At 58.3% G+C, this 26,823-nt stretch carries 23 protein-coding genes; 7 read left to right on the top strand and 16 right to left on the bottom strand.

Annotated elements, in window-relative coordinates:
- Positions 1-8: 8 nt before the first annotated feature.
- From ID864_RS19035 to ID864_RS18995, 9 genes are all read right to left on the bottom strand, one after another.
- Entirely contained in the window at positions 9-1,157 is a 1,149-nt protein-coding gene (locus ID864_RS19035) for a cysteine desulfurase family protein (RefSeq protein WP_048918673.1), read from the bottom strand.
- Positions 1,154-1,975, bottom strand: a complete 822-nt coding sequence (locus ID864_RS19030; RefSeq protein WP_191150221.1) for a hypothetical protein — start codon at positions 1,973-1,975, stop codon at positions 1,154-1,156. The genes ID864_RS19035 and ID864_RS19030 overlap by 4 nt, the downstream gene beginning before the upstream one ends.
- A gap of 357 nt (positions 1,976-2,332) precedes the next feature.
- Entirely contained in the window at positions 2,333-4,999 is a 2,667-nt protein-coding gene (kdpD, locus tag ID864_RS19025; protein WP_062818512.1) for a two-component system sensor histidine kinase KdpD, read from the bottom strand.
- Between the two features lie 92 nt (positions 5,000-5,091).
- The gene (gene kdpC, locus ID864_RS19020; RefSeq protein ID WP_048917802.1) at positions 5,092-5,664 is read right to left on the bottom strand and encodes a potassium-transporting ATPase subunit KdpC; all 573 of its coding nucleotides are present in this window, start codon (positions 5,662-5,664) and stop codon (positions 5,092-5,094) included.
- Between the two features lie 11 nt (positions 5,665-5,675).
- Positions 5,676-7,724: a potassium-transporting ATPase subunit KdpB gene (gene kdpB / locus ID864_RS19015; protein WP_048917803.1), complete on the bottom strand. Its 2,049-nt coding sequence runs from the start codon at positions 7,722-7,724 to the stop codon at positions 5,676-5,678.
- 88 nt (positions 7,725-7,812) lie between these two features.
- A complete protein-coding gene (gene kdpA, locus ID864_RS19010; RefSeq protein WP_048917804.1) occupies positions 7,813-9,486 on the bottom strand; it encodes a potassium-transporting ATPase subunit KdpA in 1,674 nt (557 codons plus the stop codon).
- Positions 9,486-9,575: a K(+)-transporting ATPase subunit F gene (gene kdpF, locus ID864_RS23900; protein ID WP_099754023.1), complete on the bottom strand. Its 90-nt coding sequence runs from the start codon at positions 9,573-9,575 to the stop codon at positions 9,486-9,488. The genes kdpA and kdpF overlap by 1 nt, the downstream gene beginning before the upstream one ends.
- Before the next feature lie 289 nt (positions 9,576-9,864).
- Positions 9,865-11,337: a UbiD family decarboxylase gene (locus ID864_RS19000; protein ID WP_191150220.1), complete on the bottom strand. Its 1,473-nt coding sequence runs from the start codon at positions 11,335-11,337 to the stop codon at positions 9,865-9,867.
- 86 nt (positions 11,338-11,423) lie between these two features.
- Positions 11,424-12,350, bottom strand: a complete 927-nt coding sequence (locus ID864_RS18995; RefSeq protein WP_099754021.1) for a DMT family transporter — start codon at positions 12,348-12,350, stop codon at positions 11,424-11,426.
- A 238-nt stretch (positions 12,351-12,588) separates the two neighbouring features.
- On the opposite strand from ID864_RS18995, the gene ID864_RS18990 reads away from it, so the two are divergent.
- The 3 genes from ID864_RS18990 (at position 12,589) to ID864_RS18980 (ending at position 14,369) form a co-directional block, all read left to right on the top strand.
- Positions 12,589-12,984 (top strand): hypothetical protein, encoded by a 396-nt coding sequence (locus ID864_RS18990; RefSeq protein ID WP_048917807.1) that lies wholly within the window; start codon positions 12,589-12,591, stop codon positions 12,982-12,984.
- A 42-nt stretch (positions 12,985-13,026) separates the two neighbouring features.
- A complete protein-coding gene (locus ID864_RS18985) occupies positions 13,027-13,947 on the top strand; it encodes a nucleoside hydrolase (protein ID WP_048917808.1) in 921 nt (306 codons plus the stop codon).
- 209 nt (positions 13,948-14,156) lie between these two features.
- Positions 14,157-14,369: a YdgH/BhsA/McbA family protein gene (locus ID864_RS18980; protein ID WP_048917809.1), complete on the top strand. Its 213-nt coding sequence runs from the start codon at positions 14,157-14,159 to the stop codon at positions 14,367-14,369.
- 80 nt (positions 14,370-14,449) lie between these two features.
- Here ID864_RS18980 and ID864_RS18975 read toward each other — a convergent pair whose 3' ends face one another.
- A complete protein-coding gene (locus tag ID864_RS18975) occupies positions 14,450-15,319 on the bottom strand; it encodes a helix-turn-helix domain-containing protein (protein WP_191150219.1) in 870 nt (289 codons plus the stop codon).
- A complete protein-coding gene (locus ID864_RS18970) occupies positions 15,316-15,930 on the bottom strand; it encodes a TetR/AcrR family transcriptional regulator (protein WP_053110453.1) in 615 nt (204 codons plus the stop codon). Before ID864_RS18970 ends, ID864_RS18975 begins: the two co-directional genes overlap by 4 nt.
- A 681-nt stretch (positions 15,931-16,611) precedes the next feature.
- Here ID864_RS18970 and ID864_RS18965 point away from each other — a divergent pair.
- Positions 16,612-17,247 (top strand): LysE family translocator, encoded by a 636-nt coding sequence (locus ID864_RS18965; protein ID WP_191150218.1) that lies wholly within the window; start codon positions 16,612-16,614, stop codon positions 17,245-17,247.
- Here ID864_RS18965 and ID864_RS18960 read toward each other — a convergent pair.
- The 3 genes from ID864_RS18960 to ID864_RS18950 form a co-directional block, all read right to left on the bottom strand.
- The gene (locus ID864_RS18960; protein ID WP_048917818.1) at positions 17,234-18,004 is read right to left on the bottom strand and encodes a helix-turn-helix transcriptional regulator; all 771 of its coding nucleotides are present in this window, start codon (positions 18,002-18,004) and stop codon (positions 17,234-17,236) included. The two genes, ID864_RS18965 and ID864_RS18960, sit on opposite strands and share 14 nt — an antisense overlap.
- Positions 18,005-18,037: 33 nt before the next feature.
- Positions 18,038-18,610 (bottom strand): manganese efflux pump MntP, encoded by a 573-nt coding sequence (gene mntP, locus ID864_RS18955; RefSeq protein WP_048917819.1) that lies wholly within the window; start codon positions 18,608-18,610, stop codon positions 18,038-18,040.
- Between the two features lie 435 nt (positions 18,611-19,045).
- The gene (locus ID864_RS18950) at positions 19,046-19,642 is read right to left on the bottom strand and encodes a short chain dehydrogenase (protein WP_187497581.1); all 597 of its coding nucleotides are present in this window, start codon (positions 19,640-19,642) and stop codon (positions 19,046-19,048) included.
- A 101-nt stretch (positions 19,643-19,743) separates the two neighbouring features.
- On the opposite strand from ID864_RS18950, the gene ID864_RS18945 reads away from it, so the two are divergent.
- On the top strand, positions 19,744-20,631 hold the full coding sequence (locus ID864_RS18945; protein ID WP_048917821.1) for a LysR family transcriptional regulator: 888 nt from the start codon (positions 19,744-19,746) through the stop codon (positions 20,629-20,631).
- Positions 20,632-20,691: 60 nt separating this feature from the next.
- Positions 20,692-20,934 (top strand): DUF1158 family protein, encoded by a 243-nt coding sequence (locus tag ID864_RS18940; RefSeq protein ID WP_048917822.1) that lies wholly within the window; start codon positions 20,692-20,694, stop codon positions 20,932-20,934.
- Between the two features lie 198 nt (positions 20,935-21,132).
- On the opposite strand, the gene mgtA is transcribed toward ID864_RS18940, so the two are convergent.
- Both mgtA and ID864_RS18930 read right to left on the bottom strand, forming a co-directional pair.
- The gene (mgtA, locus tag ID864_RS18935) at positions 21,133-23,814 is read right to left on the bottom strand and encodes a magnesium-translocating P-type ATPase (protein WP_048917823.1); all 2,682 of its coding nucleotides are present in this window, start codon (positions 23,812-23,814) and stop codon (positions 21,133-21,135) included.
- A 192-nt stretch (positions 23,815-24,006) separates the two neighbouring features.
- Complete coding sequence (locus tag ID864_RS18930) at positions 24,007-24,705, bottom strand: MgtC family protein (protein ID WP_048917824.1); 699 nt, start codon at positions 24,703-24,705, stop codon at positions 24,007-24,009.
- 758 nt (positions 24,706-25,463) lie between these two features.
- On the opposite strand from ID864_RS18930, the gene ID864_RS18925 reads away from it, so the two are divergent.
- Positions 25,464-26,792, top strand: coding sequence for an MFS transporter (locus ID864_RS18925; protein WP_048917825.1), 1,329 nt, complete (start codon positions 25,464-25,466; stop codon positions 26,790-26,792).
- Positions 26,793-26,823: the final 31 nt, after the last annotated feature.

Here is a 26,823-nt window from a genome sequence, read left to right as displayed (position 1 = left end):
TAATCTGTTCATGATGTGCCCCTCAAGCGGTGAGCAGTACTGGTTATTAGCTCAAGTGCGTGGCCAAGCTCATCAGCATTTGTCGTGTTGCTAAAGCTCAAGCGAATAGCAGACTCCAGGGACATTTCGCTTAATCCCATAGCGGTCAAAACGTGACTGAATTTCTGTTCTGCTGAATGGCAGGCAGAAGCACTGCTTAATGCCACCTTCATCTTAAGCTTTTTCAATAAGGTGCTGGCTTTGATGCCGGGCAGGGAAAAATTAATCGTATTGGGCAGGCTTTTGTCGCGACAACCGTTAATGCTGGCGTCAGGAAATTGCGACAGCAGTTGCTCGATTGCTTTCTGCTTCATGTCACGGTGTCGGGCAAGGACAGCAACATGGTTGGAGATAAATAACTCTGCGGCTTTAGCCATTCCCGCCACACCCGGCAAATTAACAGTTCCGCTACGCACGCCCCACTCTTGACCGCCGCCATGAATGAGTGGCGAACCGAGGAGGAGTTCAGGCTTTGAACAATAGAGTGCACCAATCCCTTTTGGTCCGTAAAACTTATGTGCTGAGAAGCTGACAAAATCAGGCTGATATTCTCGTACGGAAAAAGGCAGTTTTCCAACAAACTGCGCAGCATCAGTGTGAAACAAAATACCGTGCTGTCTGGCAATCTCTCCAATCTCTCGCAGCGGTTGCAACGCACCCGTTTCATTGTTTGCTGCCATGATACTGATCAAACGGGTTTCTGGCCGGATGGCAGCAATTAGCCGATCAATCCTGATAACGCCCTGGAAGTCGACGGGTAAATAGGTCACTTCGCACCCCCGCTTTTCCAGATACTCGCAGGATTTAAGCAGGCACTTATGCTCAATGGCGCTGGTAATGATGTGTACTTTCCCCCGCTGGGAAAAAGAGTCAGCGACGGATTTGATCACCATATTGTTGGCTTCGGTCGCCCCGGAATTGAAGAACAGGTTTTCGGGTGCGGCTTCAATCATCTGTGCAACGACTGCGCGACACTCTTCAAGGTAAGTATTGGCCTTGATGCCCTCAAAATGATTGAGAGAGGCGGAGTTTGCATAATATTCCTCCATGCAATAAAAAACCGTCTCTCTGACTGCCGCAGCCGGGGCTGTTGTCGCGTTATTATCAAGGTAAATCATAACAGCGGACCCTTTTGACCATCGATACGGCAGATTTCACCCTCATCATCACCAAAGAATACATTTGTGATATCAACAGTAACTTTCTCCCTACTTAATCCACCCTGCAGAACTTGCAGCGCAATCTTTCCTTGTGAAATTTTATTTCTGTCTGCGAGATCGGACCAATCAACAATGAGAAAATGATCGCATTCAAAAAAACGTTGTCTTAATTTTAATAACACGTCCTTGTAATGCTGGGAGATAATTGCCGGGCACTTAGCGATAAAGGTACTCCCTTGCCTTTTGGCAAGCAGGAACTCGCTGTCATCAGGTGCACGTACTTTAATCTCATCATAATTGCCATTTTCTGTCATCACTAATCCATCACATCCATTTTTAATGGATTTTTTTATGGTATCAATGGCACGGTTTTTACTGGTTCGTTCCGAGAAAATCATAAGCTTATCGCGCTTTATTAACTTACTGGCCCCAATAAAAGCTTCCAGCTCTTCCGGCAGCGAGGCCACACTCTGCTGGCTGATAACAGGTGTGATAGTACATTGTTCGTCTGCGCAAGAAAGGCCTAAATCATCTGCCAGAATGCCATAGACTAATTTAATATTTTTATTGTATTTCTTGATGAGTATTGAACCGATATGGACTGCATCTTTTAATGAATTGAGACAGAAATCGTCCACCCCGAATCCTGTATTGAAATGCCCAGCCTCAAGATAAACAACTAATTTACCCTCTGAATTTTTATAATTATCATCTATTGATGATAACAGCGGTTCAATATATGAAGATACAGCATGGTCGATACAAGATAATGACATGACTCGTCCTTGATTGACTAAATGATAATTTCAGCGGAAGATTAAATCGAGTAATTATTAATAATCTGGCAGGAAGGAAAAAATTAAAATCGGCTCCATGATTTTACAACTCCTTGAATTAGCTTATGCGTTTATTTAATAACTTTGTGCAAATTTCAGAAATAGTAAAACATGTTGGTTAAGCAGGCACAACCAAAACATGCAGATTTATTGACTAAAAAAAGGCACTTCCATTGCCATTTCAATCACAATAATCAATAAACACCCAATAAAACAACAAGTTGAAAAAACATAGTTTTCATCAAAAATTAATAAGCATTCACTTTTTTTAACTATTCAGTCAGCGTATACGCTGCATTATTCGGCATAATCCGCAATCACCGGCGGCGGCGTCAGCGGCAGGTGGATGATAAAGCGCGCACCGCCCTGCGGGTGATTCTCAACGTGAATCTCGCCGCCGTGCAGGGTGACAATCGCCTGGCAGATTGCCAGCCCCAGCCCGACGCCCGGCACCGCCGACTCTTTATTGCCGCGCGAAAACTTCTCAAAAATCAGCTGCTCCTGCCCGCCCGTAATGCCCGGTCCGCGATCCCACACTTCCAGCTGGAGCTGCCGTTCGGCGGCGCGGGCGCGGATACCGATCTCGGCCTGCCCGGCGTACTTGAGGGCGTTCTCCAGCAGATTGGTCAGCACCCGCTCCATCAGCGGGCCGTCAACGTCAATCAGCAGCAGCTCGCCCGGCAGATCGAGCTGCACCTCGCGCCCGGCCAGCGACGGGGCCATCTGGCGCAGCGTGCTGCCGATCAGCTCATCCAGCGCCATCCATTCGCGCTTCAGGTTGAAGCCGCCGGACTGCAGACGCGCCATATCAAGCAGGTTATTCACCAGCCGCACGGTGTTCAGCGTCTGCTCGCGCATCGCGCTGGCCTGCGGAGCATACGGTGAATTCTCGGCGGCGAGATCGAGGGTCAGGATTTCCGCCTGGCCGAACAGCACCGTCAGCGGAGTGCGCAGATCGTGGGAGAGCGCCGACAGCAGCGCGTTACGCAGCTGCTCGCGCTCGGCAGCGAGCCGTGATACCGCTTCGCGCTGGCTCAGGTTCATGCGCTCCAGCGCGTTGGCGATCAGCACGGTAAAGGTCTCTACCAGCCGCTGCTGTTCAGGGATCATCAGCTGGCGCAGGTTGCGCGGTTCGAGGATCAGCAGCCCAAGCGTTTCGCTACCGCTTTTTAGCGGCAGCATCTGCCACGGCACGCCGGGCAGCGTATCGGTTCCCGCGCCCGCGGGCTGGCCCTTATCGAAGCTCCAGCGCGCAATGGCACGGTCCGGCACTGCGCTGAGATGGGTTTCACCCACGGCCACCAGCTCGCCGTTTTCATCCGGCAGATAGAGCTCGCAGCTGGCCTGCAGGGTGCTTTCAACGCTGTGCTGGAGCGTAGCGGCAATATCGCGCTGGCTCAGCGCCCGGCTCAGGGATTTCGCCATCTCATACAGGTGGTGCGCCCGCTGTTCGCGATAGCGCGCCACCCGCGCCTGATAGCGCACCCCGGCGGTGAGATTACCGACGATCATCCCCACCGCCAGCATCACGCCGAAGGTCACCAGATACTGCACGTCGGAGACCGCCATGGTGCCGGTCGGCGCAACAAACACCAGATCGAAGGCGACGATATTCAGCAGCGTGGCCACCACCGACGGCCAGCGCCCGTAGCGTAGCGCGACAATCACTACCGCCAGCAGATAGACCATCACCAGGTTGACTGAATCGACGGCGGGCAGCAGCCAGCGCCCGGCCACGGTCACCAGGGTACACAGCAGCAGCGCCGCCGCACAGCCGCGCAGCTGAGCCTGCCATTTGTGTTCACTGCTGCGCGGGGCCAGCGGGCTGGCGGCTTCCGGCGGCGGGTCATCCAGCGCGACAATCAGAATATCGAGGTCCGGCCCAAGTTCACCGAGCCGGTCGGCAAAACGCTCACGCCACCAGCGCCTGGTCGGGCGGCGGCCAATAATGATTTTGCCGAGGTTGTGCTGGCGGGCATAGCGCAGCACCGCGCTGGCTTCGCTCGGATCGGAAAGCGTTGCCGTCTCCGCGCCGAGATCGGCCGCCAGCTGCAGGGTGCGCAGGATGCCGCGCCGCCGCGCTTCGGACAGGCGATACAGCCGCGGGGTTTCGACATACACCGCGTGCCAGGCGCTATCGAGCCGCGCCGCCAGCCGCGCCGCGCTGCGCACCAGCTTTTCGCTGCCGCTGTTGTCGCCGATGCACAGCAGAATAGCATCGCGCGTGTGCCACACTTTCTCGCGCCCCTGGGTGTCACGCCAGGCACGCATCTGGTCGTCGACGCGGTCGGCAGTACGGCGCAGGGCCAGTTCGCGCAGGGCGATCAGGTTGCCCTTGCGGAAGAAGTTTTCGATGGCGCGTTCAGCCCCTTCGCCGATATAAACCTTGCCCTCTTTCAGCCGCTGGCGCAGGTCGTCCGGCGGCAGGTCCACCAGCACGACTTCATCGGCGGCATCGAAAAAGGGATCCGGCACGGTTTCGCGCACGCGTACGCCGGTCACGCCGCCGACCACGTCGTTAAGGCTTTCCAGATGCTGCACGTTGACGGTGGTCATCACGTCGATGCCGGCATCCAGCAGCTCCTCAATATCCTGCCAGCGTTTGGGATGGCGCGAGCCACGGGCGTTACTGTGCGCCAGCTCATCCATCAGGATCACCGCCGGATGACGGGCCAGGGCAGTATCAAGGTCGAACTCCGGGTGGCGATGCTGGCCGGTGGCGCGGCGCGGCAGCAGCGTCAGGCCGTCGAGCAGCTCCGCCGTTTCGGCGCGGTTGTGGGTCTCCACCACGCCGACCAGCACCTCCAGCCCCTGCGCGCGCAGGCGCCGTGCCTCCTGCAGCATCGCGAAGGTTTTCCCCACCCCGGCGCAGGCGCCAAAGTAGATTTTTAGCTTGCCGCGCCCGCTGTGCGCCGTCTGGCGCAGCAGCGCATCCGGGTCAGGCCGCTGGAGTTCGTCGTTCATTGGTTTCCTTGAAGGTATAAAACCACGGGCGAGGCATGCCTCACCCCTACCAGATCGGCGTAGGGGGTCGGACATGTCCGACCCGATGTTATTTATCGCTGTAATTCATCCAGCGCCATATTCAGTGCCAGCACATTGACCCCCGGCTCGCCGAGAAACGCCGGGCGCGGCGTGACGGTGTTATCGGCGATCAGGCGCTGCACTTCCTCAATGGGCAGATGGCGCGCCGAGGCCACGCGAGCCGCCTGAAACGCCGCCGCCTGCGGCGAAATCTGCGGGTCCAGCCCGCTGCCGCTGGCGGTCACCAGGTCGACCGGCACCTGTTGCCCGCCCTGTGGATTTTCCGCGCGCAGTGCCATAACCCGCTGTGCCACCGCCTGGTCCAGTGCCGGGTTGCTGCCCGCCAGATTGCTGCCGGAAGAGGCCAGCGCATTATACGGCGCATCACCCGCCGCTGAAGGGCGCCCGTGAAAATAGTCGGCGCGGGTAAAGTTCTGGCCGATCAGCGCCGAGCCGCGAACGATGCCCTGTTCGCGCAGCAGCGAGCCGTTAGCCTGCTGCGGAAACCACCACTGCGCAAGGCCAGTGGTTAACAGAGGATAGAGCAGCCCGGTGACCAGCGTAAGCAGGATCAGTAAAAACAGTGCGGGACGTAACTGACTCATCATTATTCTCCTTATGCCAGGCCGGTGACGGTCAACAGCATATCAATTAGTTTGATGCCAACAAACGGCACCAGCAGCCCGCCCACGCCGTACAGCCACAGGTTGCGGCGCAGCAGCGCGGCGGCACTCAGCGGGCGATAGCTCACGCCCTTCAGTGCCAGCGGGATGAGAAACACAATCACCAGCGCGTTAAAGATCACCGCCGAGAGAATGGCTGAATTGGGCGAGTGCAGCTGCATCACGTTCAGCCTGTCCAGCTGCGGATAGGTCGCGGCGAAGGCGGCCGGGATAATCGCAAAGTATTTCGCCACGTCGTTGGCGATACTGAAGGTGGTCAGCGAGCCGCGCGTCATCAGCATCTGTTTGCCGATGTGCACCACCTCCAGCAGCTTGGTCGGGTTAGAGTCGAGATCGACCATGTTGCCCGCCTCTTTCGCCGCCTGGGTACCCGAGTTCATCGCCACCGCCACGTCGGCCTGCGCCAGCGCCGGGGCATCGTTGGTGCCATCGCCGGTCATCGCGACCAGACGCCCTTCGGCCTGATACTGGCGGATCAGCGCCAGCTTAGCTTCCGGGGTCGCTTCCGAGAGGAAGTCATCCACCCCGGCTTCAGCGGCGATCGCGGCGGCGGTCAGCGGGTTGTCCCCAGTGATCATCACGGTTTTGATGCCCATTTTGCGCAGCTCGGCGAAGCGCTCTTTAATGCCGCCTTTCACGATGTCCTTCAGCTCGACCACGCCCAGCACGGTCGGCCCGTCGCACACCACCAGCGGCGTACCGCCCGCGCGCGCGACCTGCTCCACCAGGCCGTTCACTTCCGGCGGGAACTGGCCGCCGTTGCTGTCTATATGGCGGCGCACTGCGTCCACCGCCCCTTTGCGGATCGCCCGCTGCTGCACGTTGACGCCGCTCATGCGCGTCTGCGCCGAGAATGGAATAAAGGTGGCGTCCATGCTGGCGAGGTCGCGTTCGCGCAGGTTAAATTTCTGCTTCGCCAGCACCACGATGCTGCGCCCTTCCGGGGTTTCATCCGCCAGCGAGGCCAGCTGTGCCGCATCGGCCAGCCGTTCTTCACTGACTCCCGCCGCGGGCAGGAACTGCGTGGCCTGGCGGTTGCCGAGGGTGATGGTGCCGGTTTTGTCCAGCATCAGCACGTCGACATCGCCCGCCGCTTCCACCGCGCGCCCACTGGTGGCAATCACGTTGGCCCCCAGCATGCGGCTCATGCCCGCCACGCCAATCGCCGACAGCAGCCCGCCGATGGTGGTGGGGATCAGGCAGACCAGCAGCGCCACCAGTACCGTGACGCTCACCGCGCTGCCGCCCCAGGCGGAGAACGGATAGAGCGTGGCGGTCGCCAGCAGGAAGACGATAGTCAGCGCCACCAGCAGAATGGTCAGCGCGATCTCGTTGGGGGTTTTGCGCCGCGTAGCCCCTTCCACCATCGCGATCATGCGGTCGAGGAAGGTTTCGCCCGGGTTGGCGCTGCACTGGATAACCAGCCAGTCGGAGAGCACGCGCGTGCCGCCGGTCACCGAAGAGAAGTCGCCGCCGGACTCGCGGATCACCGGGGCAGACTCGCCGGTGATAGCGCTCTCATCCACCGATGCGCCCCCCTCCAGCACTTCGCCGTCGCAGGGGATAGTATCGCCCGCTTCCACCAGCAGCCAGTCGCCTTTGCGCAGGGATTCCGCTGCCACCGGCTGATGGCTGGCGCCATATTTCGCCTCCGCCAGCTTCTTGGCCATAATGGTTTTGGTCACGCCCTTCAGGCTGTTGGCCTGCGCCTTGCTGCGCCCTTCCGCCAGCGCTTCGGCGAAGTTGGCAAACAGCACGGTAAACCACAGCCAGACGGCAATCGCGCTGGTAAAACCGGTCTCGCCGGGGGTTTTGCCGCTGGCAATGGCGATCGCCAGCAGCGTGGTCACCACGCTGCCCAGCCACACCACAAACATCACCGGGTTGCGCCACTGGGTGCGCGGGTCGAGCTTTTTCAGCGCATCGACCAGTGCAGTGCGCAGCAGCGCGCCGTCAAACAGTGCCTGTTGATTACGACTCATGACTCATTCCGTCCTTACGACAATAACCAGGGGCGCGGCATGCCTCGCCCAATGGTCGCTAGCGGGTCGGGCATGCCCGACCCCCACGTTAACTCAGGTGTTCCGCCACCGGCCCTAAGGCCAGCGCCGGGATAAAGGTCAGCGCACCAACCAGCAGCACAGTGCCAATCAGCAGGGCAATAAACAGCACGCCGTGCGTTGGCAGCGTGCCCTGACCTGCGGGCTGAACCTTTTTCAGCGCGAGGGAACCCGCAATCGCCAGCACCGGAATGATGATGCCGAAGCGGCCAACCAGCATGCAGAACGCCAGCAGCAGGTTCCAGAACGGGGTGTTGGCACTCAGGCCCGCAAAGGCGCTGCCGTTGTTGTTCGCCGCTGACGACACCGCGTACAGCACCTCGGAGAAGCCGTGGGTGCCTGGGTTCGCCATGCCGCTGCGCCCGGCCTCGGTCATCATTGCCAGCGCGGTGCCGAGCAGCACCAGGCAAGGCGTGACGAGGATCGCCAGGGCGGTCATTTTCATCTCCCAGACGTCGATTTTTTTCCCGAGGTACTCCGGTGAGCGACCGATCATCAGCCCGGCGATAAACACCGCCAGCAGCACAAACAGCAGCATGCCGTACAGCCCGGCCCCGACGCCGCCGAATACCACCTCACCAATCTGCATCAGCCACATCGGTACCATGCCGCCAAGCGCGGTAAACGAGTCATGCATGGCGTTAACCGCCCCGCACGAGGCCGCGGTGGTGATCACTGCAAACAGGCTGGAGTTGAGAATGCCGAAGCGCGTCTCTTTACCTTCCATATTGATGGCGCTATCGGCGCCGAGCGTGAGGAAATGCGGGTTGCCATTTAGCTCGGCCCACATCACCACCACCACCGCCCCCAGGAACATCAGCGACATTGCCCACAGCAGCGTGTGCCCCTGACGGCGATCGCGCAACACGTCGCCAAAGGCAAAGCACAGCGCGGCTGGGATCAGGAAGATCGCCAGCATCTGCACAAAGTTGCTATACACGGTCGGGTTTTCAAACGGGTGCGCGGAGTTGGCGTTAAAGAAACCGCCGCCGTTGGTACCGATCATCTTGATCGCTTCCTGCGAGGCCACCGGCCCCATCGGCAGCGTCTGCTTGACCCCTTCCAGCGTGGTCAGGCTCAGGTAGCCGTCGGTGTTTTGCAGCACGCCCTGGCTGACGAGGAACAGCGCCATCAGCAGCGACAGCGGCAGCAGCACGTAGAGCGTGATGCGCGTGATATCGCGCCAGGCGTTACCGAGGTCGCCCACTGCGCGGTTAACGAAGCCGCGCATCAGCGCAAAGGCCACGGCGATCCCGGTGGCGGCAGAGAGGAAGTTCTGCACCGTCAGTCCAACCATCTGGCTGAAATAGCTCAGGGTGCTCTCCCCGGCGTACGCCTGCCAGTTGGTATTCGTGACAAAGCTAACGGCGGTATTCAGCGCCAGGTGCCAGCTGAGGTTGGGCAGCTGCTGCGGGTTAAGCGGCAGCGACGCCTGGTTCATCAGCAGGATAAACAGCAGCAGCAGGCCGCAGGCGTTGAACAGCAGGATAGCCACAAGGTAGCGCTGCCAGTTCATGCCCGCCGGGCGCACGCCGCTGACGCGCCATAGCACACGTTCAAACGCGCCAAGGCCCGCTAACGGGCGATCCTCCACCAGCCGCGCCAGCCCTTTGCCCAGCGGGCGGGCCAGCAGCATCAGCAGCGCCAGATAGCTGGCAATCAGTAAGAATGCAGGGGCAGCCATCAGAACGCCTCCGCATTGATCAGGGCATACACCAGGTACGCCAACAGCATAAAGACCAGCACAATTCCGCTTATTACGGCAACGCTCACAACACACCTCCAGAGGCGTTTCAGGTTGCAGCTATTGTTGCGAGCGGCGTGCAAAGTTGATGTAAAAATAGGGGGGCGAGGTGTAAAAAAAGTATAAAAATGCGCAGGATCAGTACGAATTTTAATCTGACTGCAACAGGGAGTTCAGGCGCAATGACAACACCAACGACACCACCAGGATTTGACACATGCCCACCATTCCTTTCCGCATTGATGATGAGACGAAACGGCTGGCGATGCAGGCCGCTGGACAAGCCAGCCAGGGGGGCGGGCATGCCCGACCTGCGGCTTATTCAAAATCTGGCAGAAACCGCTTAACGTCGACTTCCTGAAACTGGCAGCGCTGGAAGCGATCTTTCAGCGCATAGGGCACGGTACAGTCGAAAATGGTTTTGCAGGAGATCCCCTTCGCGCCGATCGACGGGCTGAATTCCGGCACCTGCGACGGGTCCAGCGGGTGGCAGCGCACGCCGGGGATAAACAGGGTATCGACATCGCCCTGATAGCGGGTCTGCATCGCCCACAGCACGTCATTGCTGTCGAAAATATCCACGTCCTCGTCCACCAGCATCACGTGCTTCAGCTCGGGGAAGGCGGAGAATGCCAGCAGCGCCGCCTGCCGCTGTCGCCCCTCATCCATCGGTCCGGCTTTTTTAAACTGCATCACCGCGAGGAATTTCCCGCCGCCGGATGAGTGGGCAAACACGTTCAGCAAACGCCCCGGCATCGCCCGCTCCACCATGCCGAGTATGCTCGCCTCGGTTGGGATACCCGCCATATTGACATGCTCTTCGCTGCAACCGAGGGTGTGCTGCAGGATGGGGTGGCGGCGATGGGTGACCGCTTTCACCTTGATCAGCGGCAGGGAGGCGTTTGCCGCGCCGGTATAGCCCGGGAACTCCGGCATCGCCTTACCCGTATTCGTGTTCTGGTCCTCGCGCACGCGCACAGTGGGGAGCAGCTCGCCCTCAATCACCACCTCGGCATGGGCAATCGCCCGCGCATCCACCGACACCGCCTGCGCCAGCTCTACCGCTTGCCCGCGCAGCGCGCCGGCCACGCACAACTCGTCGAAGCCGAGCGGTGTGGTTGGCGGTTCGAAACAGGCACCGATATAAATCGCCGGATCGACGCCGATGCTGATGGTGATTGGCAGGGCTTTCCCGGCGGCTTCGGCCTTCTGGCGAAACGCATCAATATGACGGCCGGGAACAAAATAGATCGACAGTTCATCGCGCCCCTGTATACACAGGCGGTGAATGGTGATGTCCGATTCGCCGGTTTGCGGGTCGCTGGCGTAGCACAACCCCATGGTAAAGTAGGGGCCGGCGTCCTCTTCAGTATTAGTGGGCGCAGGCAGCAGCGTGCGGATGTCAAAACCTTTATCGCTGGCGAGATGTATCACCTGCTGGCAGGGGATGTCGGTGGCTTTGGTCAGCACTGGCGGGATCGGGTTGTTCACCGAATTAATCAATAAATGCCCGAGCCGCGCAGGCTCGCAGCCGAGCAGTTGCCCGACGCGGCGGCGTGATGCCAGCACTCCGGTGACGACGCGAAAATCGTCAAAACCTCTGACTTTGTTAAATAACATTGCCGGCCCCGCGCGCGTCGGGCGCCGCGTGGTGCCGCCTGCCCCGACATAGCGATAGACGCCGGAAAGCTCGGCGTGCGGGTTCACTTCAGTATCGGTGCTGACCAGCTCACCCGGCGTCTGCGCCAGCAGCGCCAGCGCGGATCGCAGGTCATTAACGCTATTTGCCATTTTCCCCTCCTGGGCAGGCCGGGAGTCGCTGCCGAGAGACCAGCTTTTACTCCCCTGTGACTGAGAAACTCAGTCAACATACCCTTTCACTCCCGCTTTAGCCCTTCAGTAAATGCGGTGACCTGCGCCTTGGGTTTTGCACCACCGGTCACCAGCCACACCGCGACGATAATCACCAGCGCCCCGGCGATAAAGCCTTCCGAGAGGGTTTCACCGAGGAAAAGATAGCCCCACAGTACGCCAAACGGCGGGATCAGGAAGGTGACCGTCAGGGTGCGCAGCGGGCCAATATCGGCAATCAGGCGGAAGAACAGAATATAAGCCCAGGCGGTACACACCAGCCCGAGCGCCAGCACGCACAGCCAGACGCCAGGGTGGTTCCACTGCACTGGCGGCTGGGTCGCCACCGAGCCGATAAACACCGGCAGCATAAACAGCGTTGCACCGATCTGGCTGCCGAGCGCCACCAGTTTGGCATCCATTCCGCCGCGGTCGCCAATCCACTTTTTCGTCAGGAACCCGGCCATCGCATAGCAGGCGGTAGCCACCAGGCAGGCGGCAATGCCCATGAGCACCAGATGCGACAGCGCCAGGCTGCCGGTGGTCGTCAGCAGCACAATCCCCACCAGCCCGATTAACACGCCCAGCACTTTGCGCACGGTAAAAGTTTCAGAGAACAGCAGCCCACCAATCAGCACGCCCATCAGTGGCGTGGTGGCATTCAGGATCGCCGAGTAACCCGCCGGCAGCCACTTGGCCGCCAGGCAGTACATGACAAAGGGCACCGCTGAATTGATCACTCCCAGCAGCATCGCCGGCAGCGCTTTACCGCTAAAATTTATCCTGACGCGCAGTACCAGCAGCAGGGCCAGCAGGCCAAGGCAGCCGAACAGCACGCGCAGAAATGCGGTATTCAGCGAGCCGAAAACCGGCGTGGCCACACGCATAAATAAAAAGCTGGCGCCCCAAATGGCCGCCAGCAGTAAGAGTCGCCCAATATCCTGTTGCTTCACCCTGCTCTCCTGCCCGTATAGTTAAGCATCATTTATAGGCGGACCCGCCGGTCGAAACAAGCCGTTATCGGTCATTGAAATCGCTTATACCCTAAATAATTCGAGGTGCAGGAAGAATGACGGGTAGACATTTATTTGCGAGCTGCGTCGTGGTATCAAGATAACAGGCGCTGCAGGGGTTCTCATCCGCCGCCCCCGGTGTTTAAATCCGCTAATCATCATCGACCGGAGGTTTTTAATGCTGTCCTCACACACCCTTAGCCTTGCCATTCATCGTAACTGGGTCGATCTCTATGAAACGATCTGGAAACCCGAATTCTTCCCGAAGTGGGCATCCGGCCTTAGCCAGGGTCCGCTGGAGCAGGAAGGCAGCGTCTGGAAAGGCCGTGGACCACAGGGCCCGGTCAAGGTGCGCTTCACCGATCACAACCCGTTTTGCATCATGGACCACTACATCGACAGCGGTTACAGCAAGGAAATTTTTGTGCCGATGCGTATCGTCGCCAATGAAGAAGGGGCGCAGGTACTGATTACCCTGTTCCGCCAGCCGCTGCTGTCGGACGAAAAGTTTGCCCAGGAACTGGAATGGGTGAAAAACGATCTCCAGGCGCTGCATAATCTGCTGACCCGCTGATGTTCAGGCAGGGATGCGCGCTCAACGGATAAGGAGCTTCTGATGGAAAAAGTGATCTTTGATACCGATATTGGCGTCGATGACGCCTTTGCGCTGGCGTATGCGGCGCAAAGCGTAGATATCCTCGGCATTACCACCGTTTTTGGCAATGTTCCCGTCGCGCAGGCGGTCAGCAATGCCCGGCTGTTCAGCCAGAAAATCAACCTCGACGTGCCAATCTATCGCGGCTGCTCGCGCCCGCTGGCGCATCAACCCACCGAGCCAGCCTGGGCCGTACACGGTAACGACGGCCTCGGCGGGGTGTTTGATAACCCGTGGAGCGGAGCGGCGGAAAATGCCATTGAATTTATTATCCGCAGCGTGCGCGCGCATCCTGACGCGCTGACGATTGTCGCCATCGGTCCGCTGACCAATATCGCCACGGCGATTAACCAGGCACCGGATATTATCCCGCAGATTAAACAGCTGGTGATGATGGGCGGCGCGTTTGGCAGCCACGGCCACGCCGGCAACGTCACGCCGTTTGCGGAATTTAATATCTGGAAGGACCCGCACGCCGCCGATCAGGTGCTGTGCAGCGGTATTCCGGTAGTGATGCTGCCGCTGGATGTGACGCTGGAGGTGCAGCTCAGCAGCGATGAGATCCGCTCCCTCAACCATCCGGTACTCAGCGCAATCTCGCAGGGCTATATGGAGTACGCCCTGCAAAAAGAGGGCATCGCGGGCATGGCGCTGCACGATACCCTGACCATCGCTTACCTTAATCACCCGGAGTGGTTTGGCGTGACCGAATCCCCGGTGCGCGTGGTCACCGACCGCGTTTCCCGGGGCCAGACGCTGCGCCAGCTGCAAAGCCCGGCGTCCATGGACGATCCCTTTGCTGGCTGCCCGCGCCAGAAGCTGTGCCTGACGGTAGCAGCAGAGAAAGTGAAAGCACATTTCCTCACTACGCTGCGGCGTTAATTCAGGTTCCGATTGGGCTGGCCAAATGTCACAAACTGTCTAGTGTGTCAGGCCAGCTTTTTAAGCGTAAAACAGCGTCAATTGTTGAACAATAATTTTGAACAACTTCTGCAAAACCCTCCGCTATCAGATTTCCTTCAGCAGGCGTAACATTGTTTTCAACGGGGCACACTGCCCCAGCCAATCAAACTTAATGAAGGAATTATCCGATGAAATCTATCAAAACTTTTGCTGCTGTTATCGTACTCTCTACCGTCTCTTTCGCCAGCTTCGCGCAGAGCGTGAGCGCTACCGGTTCAACGCTGGACAGCGCTGAAGCAAAAATTGCCGCACAGGCAGAGCAGGCTGGTGCTTCTTCATACAAAATCACCGGTGCTAACTCTAACAACGGTGTTTACATGACCGCTGAACTGATTAAGTAATTCTGCACCACCGGCAATGCCCGAACTCTGGCTCCCAGGGGGCGGGCATGCCCGTTTTCCCCCTGCTTCCCCACTTCACCTCACACCATCACCGGCACAAAATAATCAATGTGGGCCTGCTTGCCCGCCGCAGCGGCAAAACTTTGCGCATCAATGCGTTCAATGTCGTAGCCGTCACGGCGCACCGCACCGGCGGTCGGCAGGGCATGTTCATAAATCAGCTTAATAAAATCCGCGTAGTGACGCACATCGCCACGAAAGGTGAAGTGCAGGTAAGGCTGCCTGACGATCTCAAGCATAAGCGGAGCGGCCGCTGAGGGCGCGTCATCCTCCAGGCAGGTCAGATACTGCAAGGTGCCACAATCCTCTTCGCGCGGGCCGCCCTTAACCACGTTAATCATGCCGTACAGCGTGCCGGAGTTTGCGGCCCTGCCCGCCAGCCGCGCCTGCCAGAACCGCTCACGCGCTGACCAGCCAAAGTCACCGATGGTCGCCAGCGTAAAGGCATACTCGTTTAGCGCGCCCGTCAGCTGCAACCCATACAGCTCCACCTGCTCTCCCTGCGGTATGGATTGCGCGCTAAGGTTGATTGGCGGGCACAGCCCCTTGCACGACCAGTGCAGCGCATCGCGATACTGCGCGGGCGTGACGTTGAAGTGGCGCTTAAAGGTTTTGTGATAGACATTGTGGCTGGAGAAGCCGTGTTCGCTGCCCACTGAATCGATCTGCCGGTCAAACAGCCGCAGCATAAAGGCGCTGGAGGTCAGCCGCCGCTGACGACAGTAGGACGCCAGCTTCTGCCCGGTCACTTCTTTAAAAATGCGCTGCAAATGCCATTTCGAGTAGCCCGACTTTTCCACAAAATCATTTATCGTCAGCGGCGTATGGATATTCCCTTCCAGCCAGTGCAGCAGTTGATGAACAACTTCCTGTTTGAAGGTCGATTTCACGATGGTTCACTCTCTCGGGTCAGGGCCAGTAAATGGTTTTTCAGGATCTGCGCATCGCGCACGGCGCTGTGCACTTCCAGCGAGCCGGACAGCCAGGCGCCGTCCGTCGCCAGCCGCGCCACCTCATGCAGCGGATGACTGTCGGTCAGCTGGTGCTGCTGCAGACGCCCCGCCAGCCACTCATTCCAGCGCTGGCACAGGGCGGGGGATGCCATCATCGACAGTGAGAGGGGAATGTGAATATTCTCTCCGCGCTGGGACATCTCCTCAAACGCCGTGGTGATATACGCCCGCGTAAAGCGGCCGCCAGGATGGGGGTCGGCAGCTATCAGCGCGTCTATCTCCTGCTCGCGCTCGGCCATAAAGGCATCAAACACCGCATCCAGCAGCGCCTGCTTGTGGGGAAAATGGTGAAAAAATCCGCCTTTTGTCACGCCAGCGGCGTCAGAGACGGCCTGAACGGTCACGCCGGTCAGACCCTGGCGGGCGGCCAGCTCGGCCGCACACTGAATAAGCGCGGCACGCACCTGCTCTGGCTGCTTTTTACGATGCCAGCCGCGCTGACAGGTGGGCGTTTCGCCAGCTGAGCTGCCGGGTTGGTGTGATTTCATCAACATTCTCTTTACAAAAGATACCGGGCGGTATGTTTGCACAAGATAGCATAAAATTTGTGCTTTACGCACCCTGCCCTCACGGCAAAATGAAACGTTCAGACCTTTGTGCTGATTGAGTACGATAACGGCGCGGTGGGATCGCTGTGGTGCTCGGCGCTGAACGGTGGATCGATGCACGGGCAGAAGATCCGGTGATCGCGCTCTGACAGAACGTCACCTTTTCTCAGCATGAAGTCGTGATGAATTTTTTGTGGTGCGCGGAGGCAGCAGTGGAGGTGATAAGCCCCGGTCAATCCGTGACCGAAGTTATCGAGGGTTTTCGATTGCTGCCGGGCTCAGAGTACTGCGCCTGGCGGTACGTGTTTGAAGGTATCGACATAGATGCGAAACACGTATTTAAAGAATTTTTTCATGGGGTCCGCTTGTAACTTTTGTTGAATTACGCAAAAAAATTATACAACCAGCGCGTTTTTCAGGCAATGAATTTTGAAGCAGATCACACTTTCGACTTTTAGTATGTCAGGAAAAAGTTAAACCTTCCCTAAACGAGCCGCTGCGCTTAGCGATTTCTCCGCTGATTAGCGGAGCAGTTTACTGCCCGCCTGCGCAATATTTTCCAATATTTACCTCTCAGCGCGGGTGATAATCTGCTTCTTTTTCATGCTGGATCGGACGCCAATGCCCTTCTCTAACGGTTTTTTACTCAGTCTTTCTCTCTGCCTCGACATTGGCATCGCCAATATCGCGATGATCACACTGGCGATGCAGCGCGGTTTTTTTCACGGCCTGTGGCTGGGGATCGGCACCTGCATTGGCGATCTGATCTACGCGATCCTCGCAATGGCCGGAATGGCGGTGCTGTTGCAGTTCACCCCGGTGCGCTGGGTGCTGTGGATTGGCGGTTCGCTGATCCTGCTGTGGTTTGCCTGGAAGATGGTGCAGAGCGCGCTCAAGCCTGCTACCTCACTTAGCGTCGGTGATATTGGCGAAGCGCTGAGCATCCGCCAGAACTTTTTTCGCGGCATCTTCCTGGCGATGTCATCACCAACGGCGATCCTGTGGTTTGCCGCCGTGGGCGGCGCGCTGATTTCGCGCATGGGCAGCGGCAGCACGGCGGATTCCGGCTGGTTTTTAGGCGGCTTCTTTCTGGCGGGCGTCAGCTGGTCAGTGATGCTGTGCGCGGTCGGCAGCATTGGCGGGCGCATGCTCGGGGCGAAAATGCTGCGCTGGTCGTATATCGCTTCGGCAGCGATCTTCTGCTACTTCGCGGGATATGTGATTGTTTCCGGCTATCACGAGTTTATCGGCGGATAAGGCGCAGGTATTGATGCGGCGTGATGCCCATCATTTTACGGAAGCTGTTAATAAAGTGGCTCTGATCGTAGAAGCCCAGCCGGTGCGCCACCTCCAGCGTGCCGTGCTGATGGCGCAGCAGATTGCGCGCCGCCAGCAAGCGCAGCTGCATATGGTACTGCAGCGGCGCAATGCCCATCTGCTGACGAAACTGACGCACGAAGTGGAATTTGCTCAGCCCGGCAGCGGCGGCCAGCTGGTCCAGCGTCAGTTTGCTGGTCAGGTTATCGCGCATACACTCCAGCGCCTGGCCCAGCGACTCCGGGGCCGATGACAGTGCTTCATCCCGGCTATATTTCAGCAGCTGGCTGGTCAGCCACAGCAGGTTTTGCTGCTGCACCTCCTGCTCCTGCGGCGACTGCGCAAAGCCACAGATTGCGGCAAACAGCTGGGGATCGCGCAGCACCCCTTCCCGCAGGATCGGCGGCGCACGATCGGCGAGATCGGCAAACACCTGCTGCGGCAGGTGCACGCTGAAAAACTCGACCGGACGATCGCCAAACTGCGAGGCCTGTAAAGTTTCGGGGTTATAGAGGGTGATTTCCCCGGCGTGGACCGACAGGGTTTGCTGATGCAGGCTGAGCTGTTCAACGCCGCTGAGATTGGCACTGATTACATACTCTTCGTGCGTGTGCAGCGGGAAAGCCGCATTGCGGGCGGTGAGGTGCGCGCACTCAATCTGATTGTGGCTGTTCCAGTTAACGACCGATAACGCCATATCCGCTCCGCTGCGCGCTGAAAGGGCGGAGGATTAACTCATCAGCCCAAGGTGTTCAACCAGAATACTCGAACCGATACCAATCAGCACCACGCCGCCGAAAATTTCTGCCCATTTGCCCATCACCGGGCCAAGGAAGCGGCCGAGAAGGATACCCGCGGTCGCCATAATCATGGTCGAGGCGCCAATCGCCAGCGCGGTAGTGACGATATTGACCTGCAGGAACGCCAGGCCAACCCCCACCGCCATCGCATCAAGACTGGTGGCGACTGCGGTACAGACCAGCAGCCAGAAACCGTGACGGGTTGGCGCTTCTTCCGGCTCCTGTTCTTTTTTACGCAAGCCTTCAACGATCATACGGCTGCCTAAAATAAACAGCAGGCCGAATGCGACCCAGTGATCCCACGCCATCACGTATTGACTGGCGGCAAGGCCAATAGCCCAGCCAATCAGCGGCGTCAGCGCTTCAATCACGCCGAAAATCAGACCGGTGCGCAGTGCTTCTTTCAGGGTCGGACGATGCAGGCTGGCACCTTTGCCAATTGCCGCTGCGAAAGCGTCCATCGACATGCCGAAAGCGAGAATCAGGGTGGCGTATAGGTTCATTGTATTTATCCCGGTCTGAAGCGACGGGTGCGTTCCAAATCGTTAAAACATCAGCTTATGTCGGAAAAATAACCACAAGCCAGCTCAAGTGAAACGCATCCTAGCACGCAAATGGTCAGAAAAAAAGACAGTAAAATCAGGGATTTGAGTATAGCCTCGGCTATACTTTTTAACAGCGGCTATTTTAGACAGGAATTTTAAAGCGGAAACTGTAAAAGAATTACCGTCTTACAAAAAGAGTAGGGATATACACCCCTGAAGGCGTTGGGGGATATTTCGCCCGTTTAAGACGCCAGTATCCCCTCAAATATATGGCCTAAAGAGTTGGCGCTGAATCAAGGCGGCAAATAAGCCCATCCCGATGAGCTTACCTAAGTAAGTGATTCGGGTAAGTGCATGCAGCCAACGCAGAGACAGCGTCAAGGTTGACGGGCATTACCAGACGCGGTAAACGCGCCCCGTCTCATTGCCATCGACGCTGCGGCGATAGGCTAACGCCACGCGGCTGGCCGGGGCACTTTCAAATCCGGGGAAGAACGGACCGTAGCTCTCCAGCGATTCGGTTAATACCGTCGGGCTGACGGCGTTGATGCGCAGGCCGTTTAGCTCATTGGCCGCTGCCAGCACGAAGCCTTCCAGCGCCGCATTGACCGCGGTGGCATTGACGCCGGTACGGATCGGCTGCTGCGCCAGGATGCCGCTGGTCAGGGTAAAGGAGCCGCCCGGGTTAACGAACGCTTTGCCGATCAGCACCAGGCGCACCTGGCCCATCAGCTTATCCTGCAGCCCGCTGTCGAACTGCGCGCTGGTCATTTCGCCCAGCGGACCGAAGTGCACGCCGCCGGTGGCGGAAATCACCGCATCGACCTTCCCCGTCCTGGCAAACAGCGCTTTCACACTCTCTTCACGGGTCAGGTCGACCTGGAAATCGCCCTGGGTTTTTCCCACGCGGATCACCTGATGGTCACGGCTCAGTTCGTTCACGATGCTCTGGCCGACGGTACCGGATGCGCCAATCACTAAAATTTTCATCTGTTCTCTCCTCATAGGTGCGGTTGAGGGATTGTCGCGCAGTGCAGAGCCGGGATAAATGCGCGATACTTTCGGGAACTCCTAACCCAGGGTTTGTAATCATGGATAAATTACGCAGTATTGAAGCCTTTATCTGCGCGGTCGACAGCGGCAACTTCAGCGAGGCAGCGCGGCGGCTGGATATCACCGCCGTGATGGTCGGCAAGCATGTGCGCCAGCTGGAGAGCGCGCTCGATACCCGCCTGCTGCAGCGCAATACCCGGCGCCAGAACCTGACGGAAGCGGGCGAGAGCTACTACCGGCAGTGCAAACAGGCGCTGCTGCAGCTGCGAGTGGCGGAAGAGAGCGTGGAGAATATGAAGCGCACGCCGTCCGGGCTGCTGCGCATCAGCGCGCCGCTCAACCTTGGGGCCAGTGCGGTGGCTGCAGTGGTCGCCCGCTACCAGGCGCGTTACCCGCAGGTGAAGATCGAGCTGGATCTCAACGACAACTTCGTCGATCTGATCGCCGAAGGGTTTGATTTCGCCCTGCGCGTGGGCAGCCTGAAAAATGCCGAACCGCTGGTTGCCCAGAAGCTCGGGGATTATCAGATGGTGGTGTGCGCCGCGCCGGAATATCTGGCGCAGCACGGTACGCCGCAAACGCCAGAGGCGCTTTATCAGCACCGCTGCCTGTGCAATATGGCGTGGAATAAGGGCAATGCCTGGCGGCTGGGTGAGGTGCAGTGGCCGACCGACGGCAGCTTTATCTGTAACGATGGCCAGGCGCTGCGCCAGGCAGCGCTGGCCGGGGCCGGATTGATTCTGCAGCCGCATATTCTGCTGGCGGAAGATATTGCAGCGGGCCGGCTGGTGCCGCTGCTGCGCGAGTGGCAGCAGAGCAGCCGCCCAATCCATCTGCTGTGGCGCCAGGATCTCAGCCCGTCAGAGAAGCGCAGCAGCTTTGTCAGCTGGATGCGCGAACAGCTGCCGCTGGCGCTGGCCGTTTAAAGGTTGAACCGCGGGCATCGATGGCTGAAAATAGCCGCAACTCGCTGACACGGAACCGTGATGAAAAATCCATTTTTAACCTTTTTGATGCCGATGAGTACGCTGATGCTCGGCTTTCTTTCGGCGCTGCTGCTGCCTGCACCGGCATTTGGCCTGACGCTGACGCGTAAACTGGTGGAGATGTTCCATCTGGCGGATATCAGCCAGCTGTATACGCTGGTGTACTGCCTGTGGTTTTTACTGCTGGGCGCGCTGGAGTATTATGTGATTCGTTTTATTTATCTGCGGTTTATCCGCCCTTAACGTCAAGGGTCGGGCATGCCCGCCCCCGACGCTTAGGTTCACTGGATTGCTGTAGGGGCGGACCTTATTTTCGGTCCGCCCGCTCGGGCGACTCAGCCGCTAAAAATCATCGCCAACCCGCTGGAAAAAATCAGCAGGCCGACAAAAAACAGCACGATAGCGGTGACTGCATTGTCTTTTTTCACCATTATTTCCCCCTCAGAACCACTGGCCGAAACGGCGGATATACAGGCGCTTCATGCCCTGCGTCAGCAGGCAGTAGCCGAGCAGCGTGGCCAGCAGCCATGGGAAGTAGTTCCACGGTAATGGCACCAGCCCAACGGCGTGACCCAGCGGTGAGAACGGGATCATGATGCCGAGAATCATCACCAGCCCGGTGGCCAGCATCACCGGCAGCGCAGCGCGGCTCTGGATAAACGGGATCTTCTGGGTGCGCAACATATGCACCACCAGCGTCTGCGACAGCAGCCCTTCAACAAACCAGCCGGACTGGAACAGCGCCTGCATTTCAACGCTGTTTGCCGCAAACACATACCACATCAGGCAGAAAGTCGAGATATCGAAGATCGACGACGTCGGTCCCATCCACAGCATAAAGCGCCCGATGTTCTTCGCATCCCACTTACGCGGCTTGCGCAGGAACTCTTTGTCCATTTTGTCCCACGGCAGCGCCAGCTGTGACAGGTCGTACATCAGGTTCTGCAGCAGCAGATGGATTGCCAGCATCGGCAGGAACGGAATAAACGCGCTGGCAACCAGCACCGAGAACACGTTGCCGAAGTTAGAGCTGGCGGTCATGTTCAGATACTTGATGATATTACCGAAGGTCTCGCGCCCCTTAATCACCCCCTGTTCCAGCACCATCAGGCTTTTTTCCAGCAGGATGATATCCGCTGACTCTTTGGCGATATCGGTGGCGCTGTCAACGGAGATCCCGATGTCCGCCGCACGCAGCGCGGGCGCATCGTTGATGCCGTCACCGAGGAAGCCGACGGTGTGGCCATTGCTCTGCAAAGCCTGCAGAACGCGGGTTTTCTGCTGCGGGCTGAGGCGGCAGAACAGCGTTCTCTGCTCCACCAGCCGCGCCAGCTCGGCATCGCTGATGCGTGAGATTTCACTGCCGCACAGCGGGTCGCCCGGCTCCAGCCCGACTTCCCGGCAGATCTTACTGGTGATAATCGCGTTATCTCCGGTCAGAATCTTCACCGTGACGCCATTTTCATGCAGCGCAGCAATCGCCGCGGCCGCACTCTCTTTCGGCGGGTCGAGGAACGTCAGCAGGCCAGTGATGACCAGATCACGTTCATCGGCCGCGCACAGCGGCTGAGTTAGTGCATGCTCACTTACATTGCGCGACGCGACCAGCAGCACGCGGAAGCCCTGCTGGTTATACTCTTCCGCCAGCAGCTGCACCTTAAGACGCGCGGCATCATCCAGCGGACGCACTTCCCCCGCATCCAGCCAGAAAGAGGAGACTGCCAGCATCTCATCCACTGCACCTTTGCAGATCAGCAGCTGCTTTTGCTCGTCGGCCACCAGCACCGACAGGCGGCGGCGTTCGAAATCAAACGGCAGCTCGTCGATTTTGCGATAGCGCCACAGCCCGCTAACCGACTGATTTCCCTGACTGAAGCCGAGAATCGCCTTATCCATCAGATTTTTAACACCGGTCTGATGGCGGCTGTTAAGCCACGCCTGTTGCAGCACGCGCTCATCGCGCTGCCCCTGCAGGTTAAGGTGCTGAGCCAGAATAATCCGGTCCTGAGTCAGGGTGCCGGTTTTATCGCTGCATAGCACGTCCATCGCCCCAAAGTTCTGGATAGCATTCAGTCGCTTAACCACCACTTTACGTTTTGACAGCGCAATCGCCCCCTTCGCCAGGTTTGAACTGACGATCATCGGCAGCATTTCCGGCGTCAGGCCGACCGCCACCGCCAGTGCAAACAGCAGCGCATCGCTCCAGTCGCCTTTGGTGTAGCCGTTAATCAGCAGAACAATTGGCACCATTACCAGCATAAAGCGGATCAGCAGCCAGCTGACACTGTTGACGCCTCTGTCGAAGGAGGTTTGTGGGCGCTCACCTACTAATGACTTCGCCAGCGAACCAAACCAGGTCTGGCTGCCGGTCGCAACCACCACCGCCGTGGCGCTGCCGCTGGCGACGTTGGTGCCCATCAGGCAGATCCCCGGCTGGCTCAGCAGCTCCTGCTCGTCAATCTCTGCCGCCTGATTGGCCGCCAGCGACTGGCTGTGGGTGTCGTACTTTTCAATCGGGAGGGCTTCGCCGCTCAGCGCCGCCTGGCTGACGAACAGATCGCGGGAGGCCAGCAGCCGCACATCAGCGGGGATCATATCCCCGGCGGAGAGCATCACGATATCGCCCGGTACTACCTGCTGTAGCGGCACTTCCATGCTGACCGCTTCGCTGTCGGCGTGGCTGCGGCGCAGCACCGTGGCGGTGGTGCTGACCAGCGATTTCAGCGCTTCCGCCGCTTTGTTGGTGCGGTACTCCTGCCAGAAACGCAGCAGCCCGCTCAGGCTGACCATGATCAGCATGATGATCACGCCGGTCAGGTCAGTCTCTTCCCCTTTACGCGCGGGTAGCAGGTAGTCGGTAAAGAAGCTGATGGCAGCCAGCACCATCAGAACCCAGATAAATGGGTTGTTAAACGCCTGCAGCAGCTGCACCAGCGCCGCCGGAGCCTTATCGCTGGCAACCTGGTTCGGGCCATAATGTTGCAGACGGGCTTCTGCATCTTCCTGGGTCAGTCCCTGACGCTGGGTATTAAGACGAGCCAGGGTGTTATCCAGGCTCTGGGTGGCCGCGCTGGCAATAGCCAGGTCACGCGCCATTTTCAGGTTGGCTTTATGCATTTTCATAGGCCAGCTCCCTTGAATGAGGTGTTTTTTACGCGCAGGAAACCGCTCCTGCGAACGAGGATTTTTTTCATTATTCAGAGGGGGCGGAGCTGACAGGTGGGAGGGAACGAGCCTTAGTTGCCGTTATGCCTCCTCAGTTGCCACCGCCGCCTTTCTCGGGATGGAGGTTCTTTCATCGTGATGCTCCTTTAGTTAAGCCGTGATGGCCGGGGCGATTTGCCAGTGCACCGCACTGACGCTCTTTTCCAGGCTGATGCGGCAGACGATATTTTCGATTTCCCGCTGTGCGGCGGGGAATGCCATCACTTCGGCGCTCACTTCCAGGTGCCCGGGCCGGGCAATATCTGCGCTGTACAGCGACTGCAGGCGCAGCGCCATGCCGTTCAGTGCCTGGAGGATCAGCGTGCGCACCATAATTTCATCTTCGCTGCCGCAGACAATCTGAATGCGGTAGCGCTGTTCGGTTTCGTTATCCACCGCGCGCGGCTGCTTATTGATGCGCTGGGCCGCCTCGCGCAGCAGGATATTGGCGCACAGCAGCACCAGCGTGGCGGCCACCGCGTTGGTGAACTGACCGAGCCCGCACAGTACGCCGACCGCAGCGGAGCACCACAGCGTGGCGGCGGTATTAAGGCCGGAGATATTCACGCCCTGGCGCATAATCACCCCGGCACCGAGAAAGCCGATGCCGGAGACAATCTGTGCGGCAATACGCCCCGGGCTGTCCGGGGAAGTGCTGATTGAACTCAGAATAAAAATTGCTGCACCGGTCGCCACCAGCGCATTGGTGCGCAGGCCGGCCATGCGCTGACGCCACTGGCGTTCAGCACCGATAATCGCGCCCAGCGTTACCGCCAGGGCCAGATGCAGGATAAAAGGGGTCCATGTCATTTTCTCGTCCTCATTATCGTCTCACGACGGGAGTTGAGGTGCGCGCAGGCGCACCGGTTACGGGCTAATCAGCGCGTGAAACCGGGAGGAAACAGATGATGACGTTGTGGCGTAATCAGTAAACGGCGCATAAGCAATCCCTGTCCGGCAGTAAGCCTGGACGATGTTCAGTATCAGATTACGGGATGCAACAGCTCTGGGGAGAGGTGGAACATGGCCCGCCGGTAAACGGCAGGCGCACAATAGGAGTGGGCCTGCCTTTATAACGTGTCAGTTACAGGGTGACTGTCCAATTGTGTGCTCCTGAGAAGAAAGTGGGCGAATTCTAAACCGCACAAGCAAAGTTGTAAACCTTGATAACTGTTTCCTGTCTAAACCTTTTATCAACAAGCGATGAATCTTCCCGGGCGGCCTGGCGAAATATCCCGTCATATCAGGCTACATCCTGATAATAAAATGGCGAAATAGCGGAATATGGGAAAACTCAGCCTGAAAACCAGTTGAAAATCGCGACCTCTGGCGATAATTCGCGCAAAAGACAGCATTTATCGCTGGGGGCTAACTTTTATTTAGCCTTTTTGCAGTGATTCCCGCCAGAAATAGTCGATTTCACCCTGCCATCTACGTGCAATTATCGCGTATTGAAAATTATCCACTTTTTGCCCGCCAGGCCCGGCGCGGCGGGGTTTTTTCACCATTGAATGCACCTTATGCTGTGCGTAAGATTCTGTGTTCACTTCTACTTATAAGAAACAATTATGCCAGCCTCAATCGCACCCGCTATCGCCACCGATCCCGACACCACGCCCGTAAACTCACGCGGAAAAGTAGTGATTGCGTCGCTGGTCGGTACGGCTATCGAATTCTTCGATTTCTATATTTATGCCACTGCGGCAGTGATCGTCTTCCCGCATATCTTCTTCCCACAGGGCGATGCCACCGTGGCGACGCTACAGTCGCTGGCCACCTTTGCTATTGCCTTTGTTGCCCGCCCGATTGGCTCGGCGCTGTTTGGCCACTTTGGTGACCGCGTCGGGCGCAAAGTGACGCTGGTCGCATCCCTGCTGACCATGGGTATCTCCACCGTGGTGATCGGCCTGCTGCCGGGCTACGAGACGATTGGCGTCTTTGCCCCGCTGCTGCTGGCGCTGGCGCGCTTTGGTCAGGGTCTCGGACTTGGTGGTGAATGGGGCGGCGCGGCGCTGCTGGCGACGGAAAATGCCCCGGCGAAAAAGCGTGCGCTGTATGGCTCGTTCCCCCAGCTCGGTGCACCGATTGGCTTCTTCTTCGCCAACGGTACTTTCCTGCTGCTCTCCTGGCTGCTGACCGACGAGCAGTTTATGACCTGGGGCTGGCGCGTGCCGTTTATCCTTTCTGCGGTGCTGGTGCTGATTGGCCTGTATGTGCGCGTCTCGCTGCATGAGTCGCCGGTATTTGCCAAAGCGCAAAAAGAGAAGAAGCAGGTAAAAGTCCCGATCGGCACCCTGCTGACCAAACATCTGGGCACCACGGTGATCGGCACGTTTATCATGCTGGCAACCTATACGCTGTTCTACATTATGACAGTATACTCAATGACCTACGGCACCACGCCAGCGCCGAACGGGCTGGGGATCCCACGGAATTCCTTCCTGTGGATGCTGATGGTGGCGGTGATTGGCTTTGGCGTGATGGTGCCGATTGCCGGGATGCTGGCGGACCGCTTTGGCCGTCGCAAAACCATGATCGTGATTACGCTGCTGATTATCGCCTTCTCGCTGATCTTCCCGTCGATGCTGGGTTCTGGTAACCAGGCGCTGATTATGGCCTTCCTGCTGTGCGGGCTGAGCATTATGGGGCTGACCTTCGGCCCGATGGGCGCGCTGCTGCCGGAGCTGTTCCCGACCGAAGTGCGATATACCGGGGCGTCGTTCTCTTACAATCTGTCGTCGATTCTCGGGGCGTCAGTCGCGCCTTATATTGCCACCTGGCTGGCGCACACTTACGGCCTGTTTTACGTCGGCATTTACCTGGCCGCCATGGCCTGCCTGACGCTGATTGCGCTGATCCTGTGCAAAGAGACGCGCCACGAATCGCTGTTTGATTGATCCTGCCCCACGCACGGGTCGACCGGAAAAA

Origin of the sequence: Erwinia aphidicola (assembly GCF_014773485.1) — a bacterium.
GTDB lineage: Bacteria > Pseudomonadota > Gammaproteobacteria > Enterobacterales > Enterobacteriaceae > Erwinia > Erwinia aphidicola.
The sequence above is the reverse complement of the archived record's forward strand: the minus strand, read 5'-3'. Positions and strand labels throughout refer to the sequence as shown.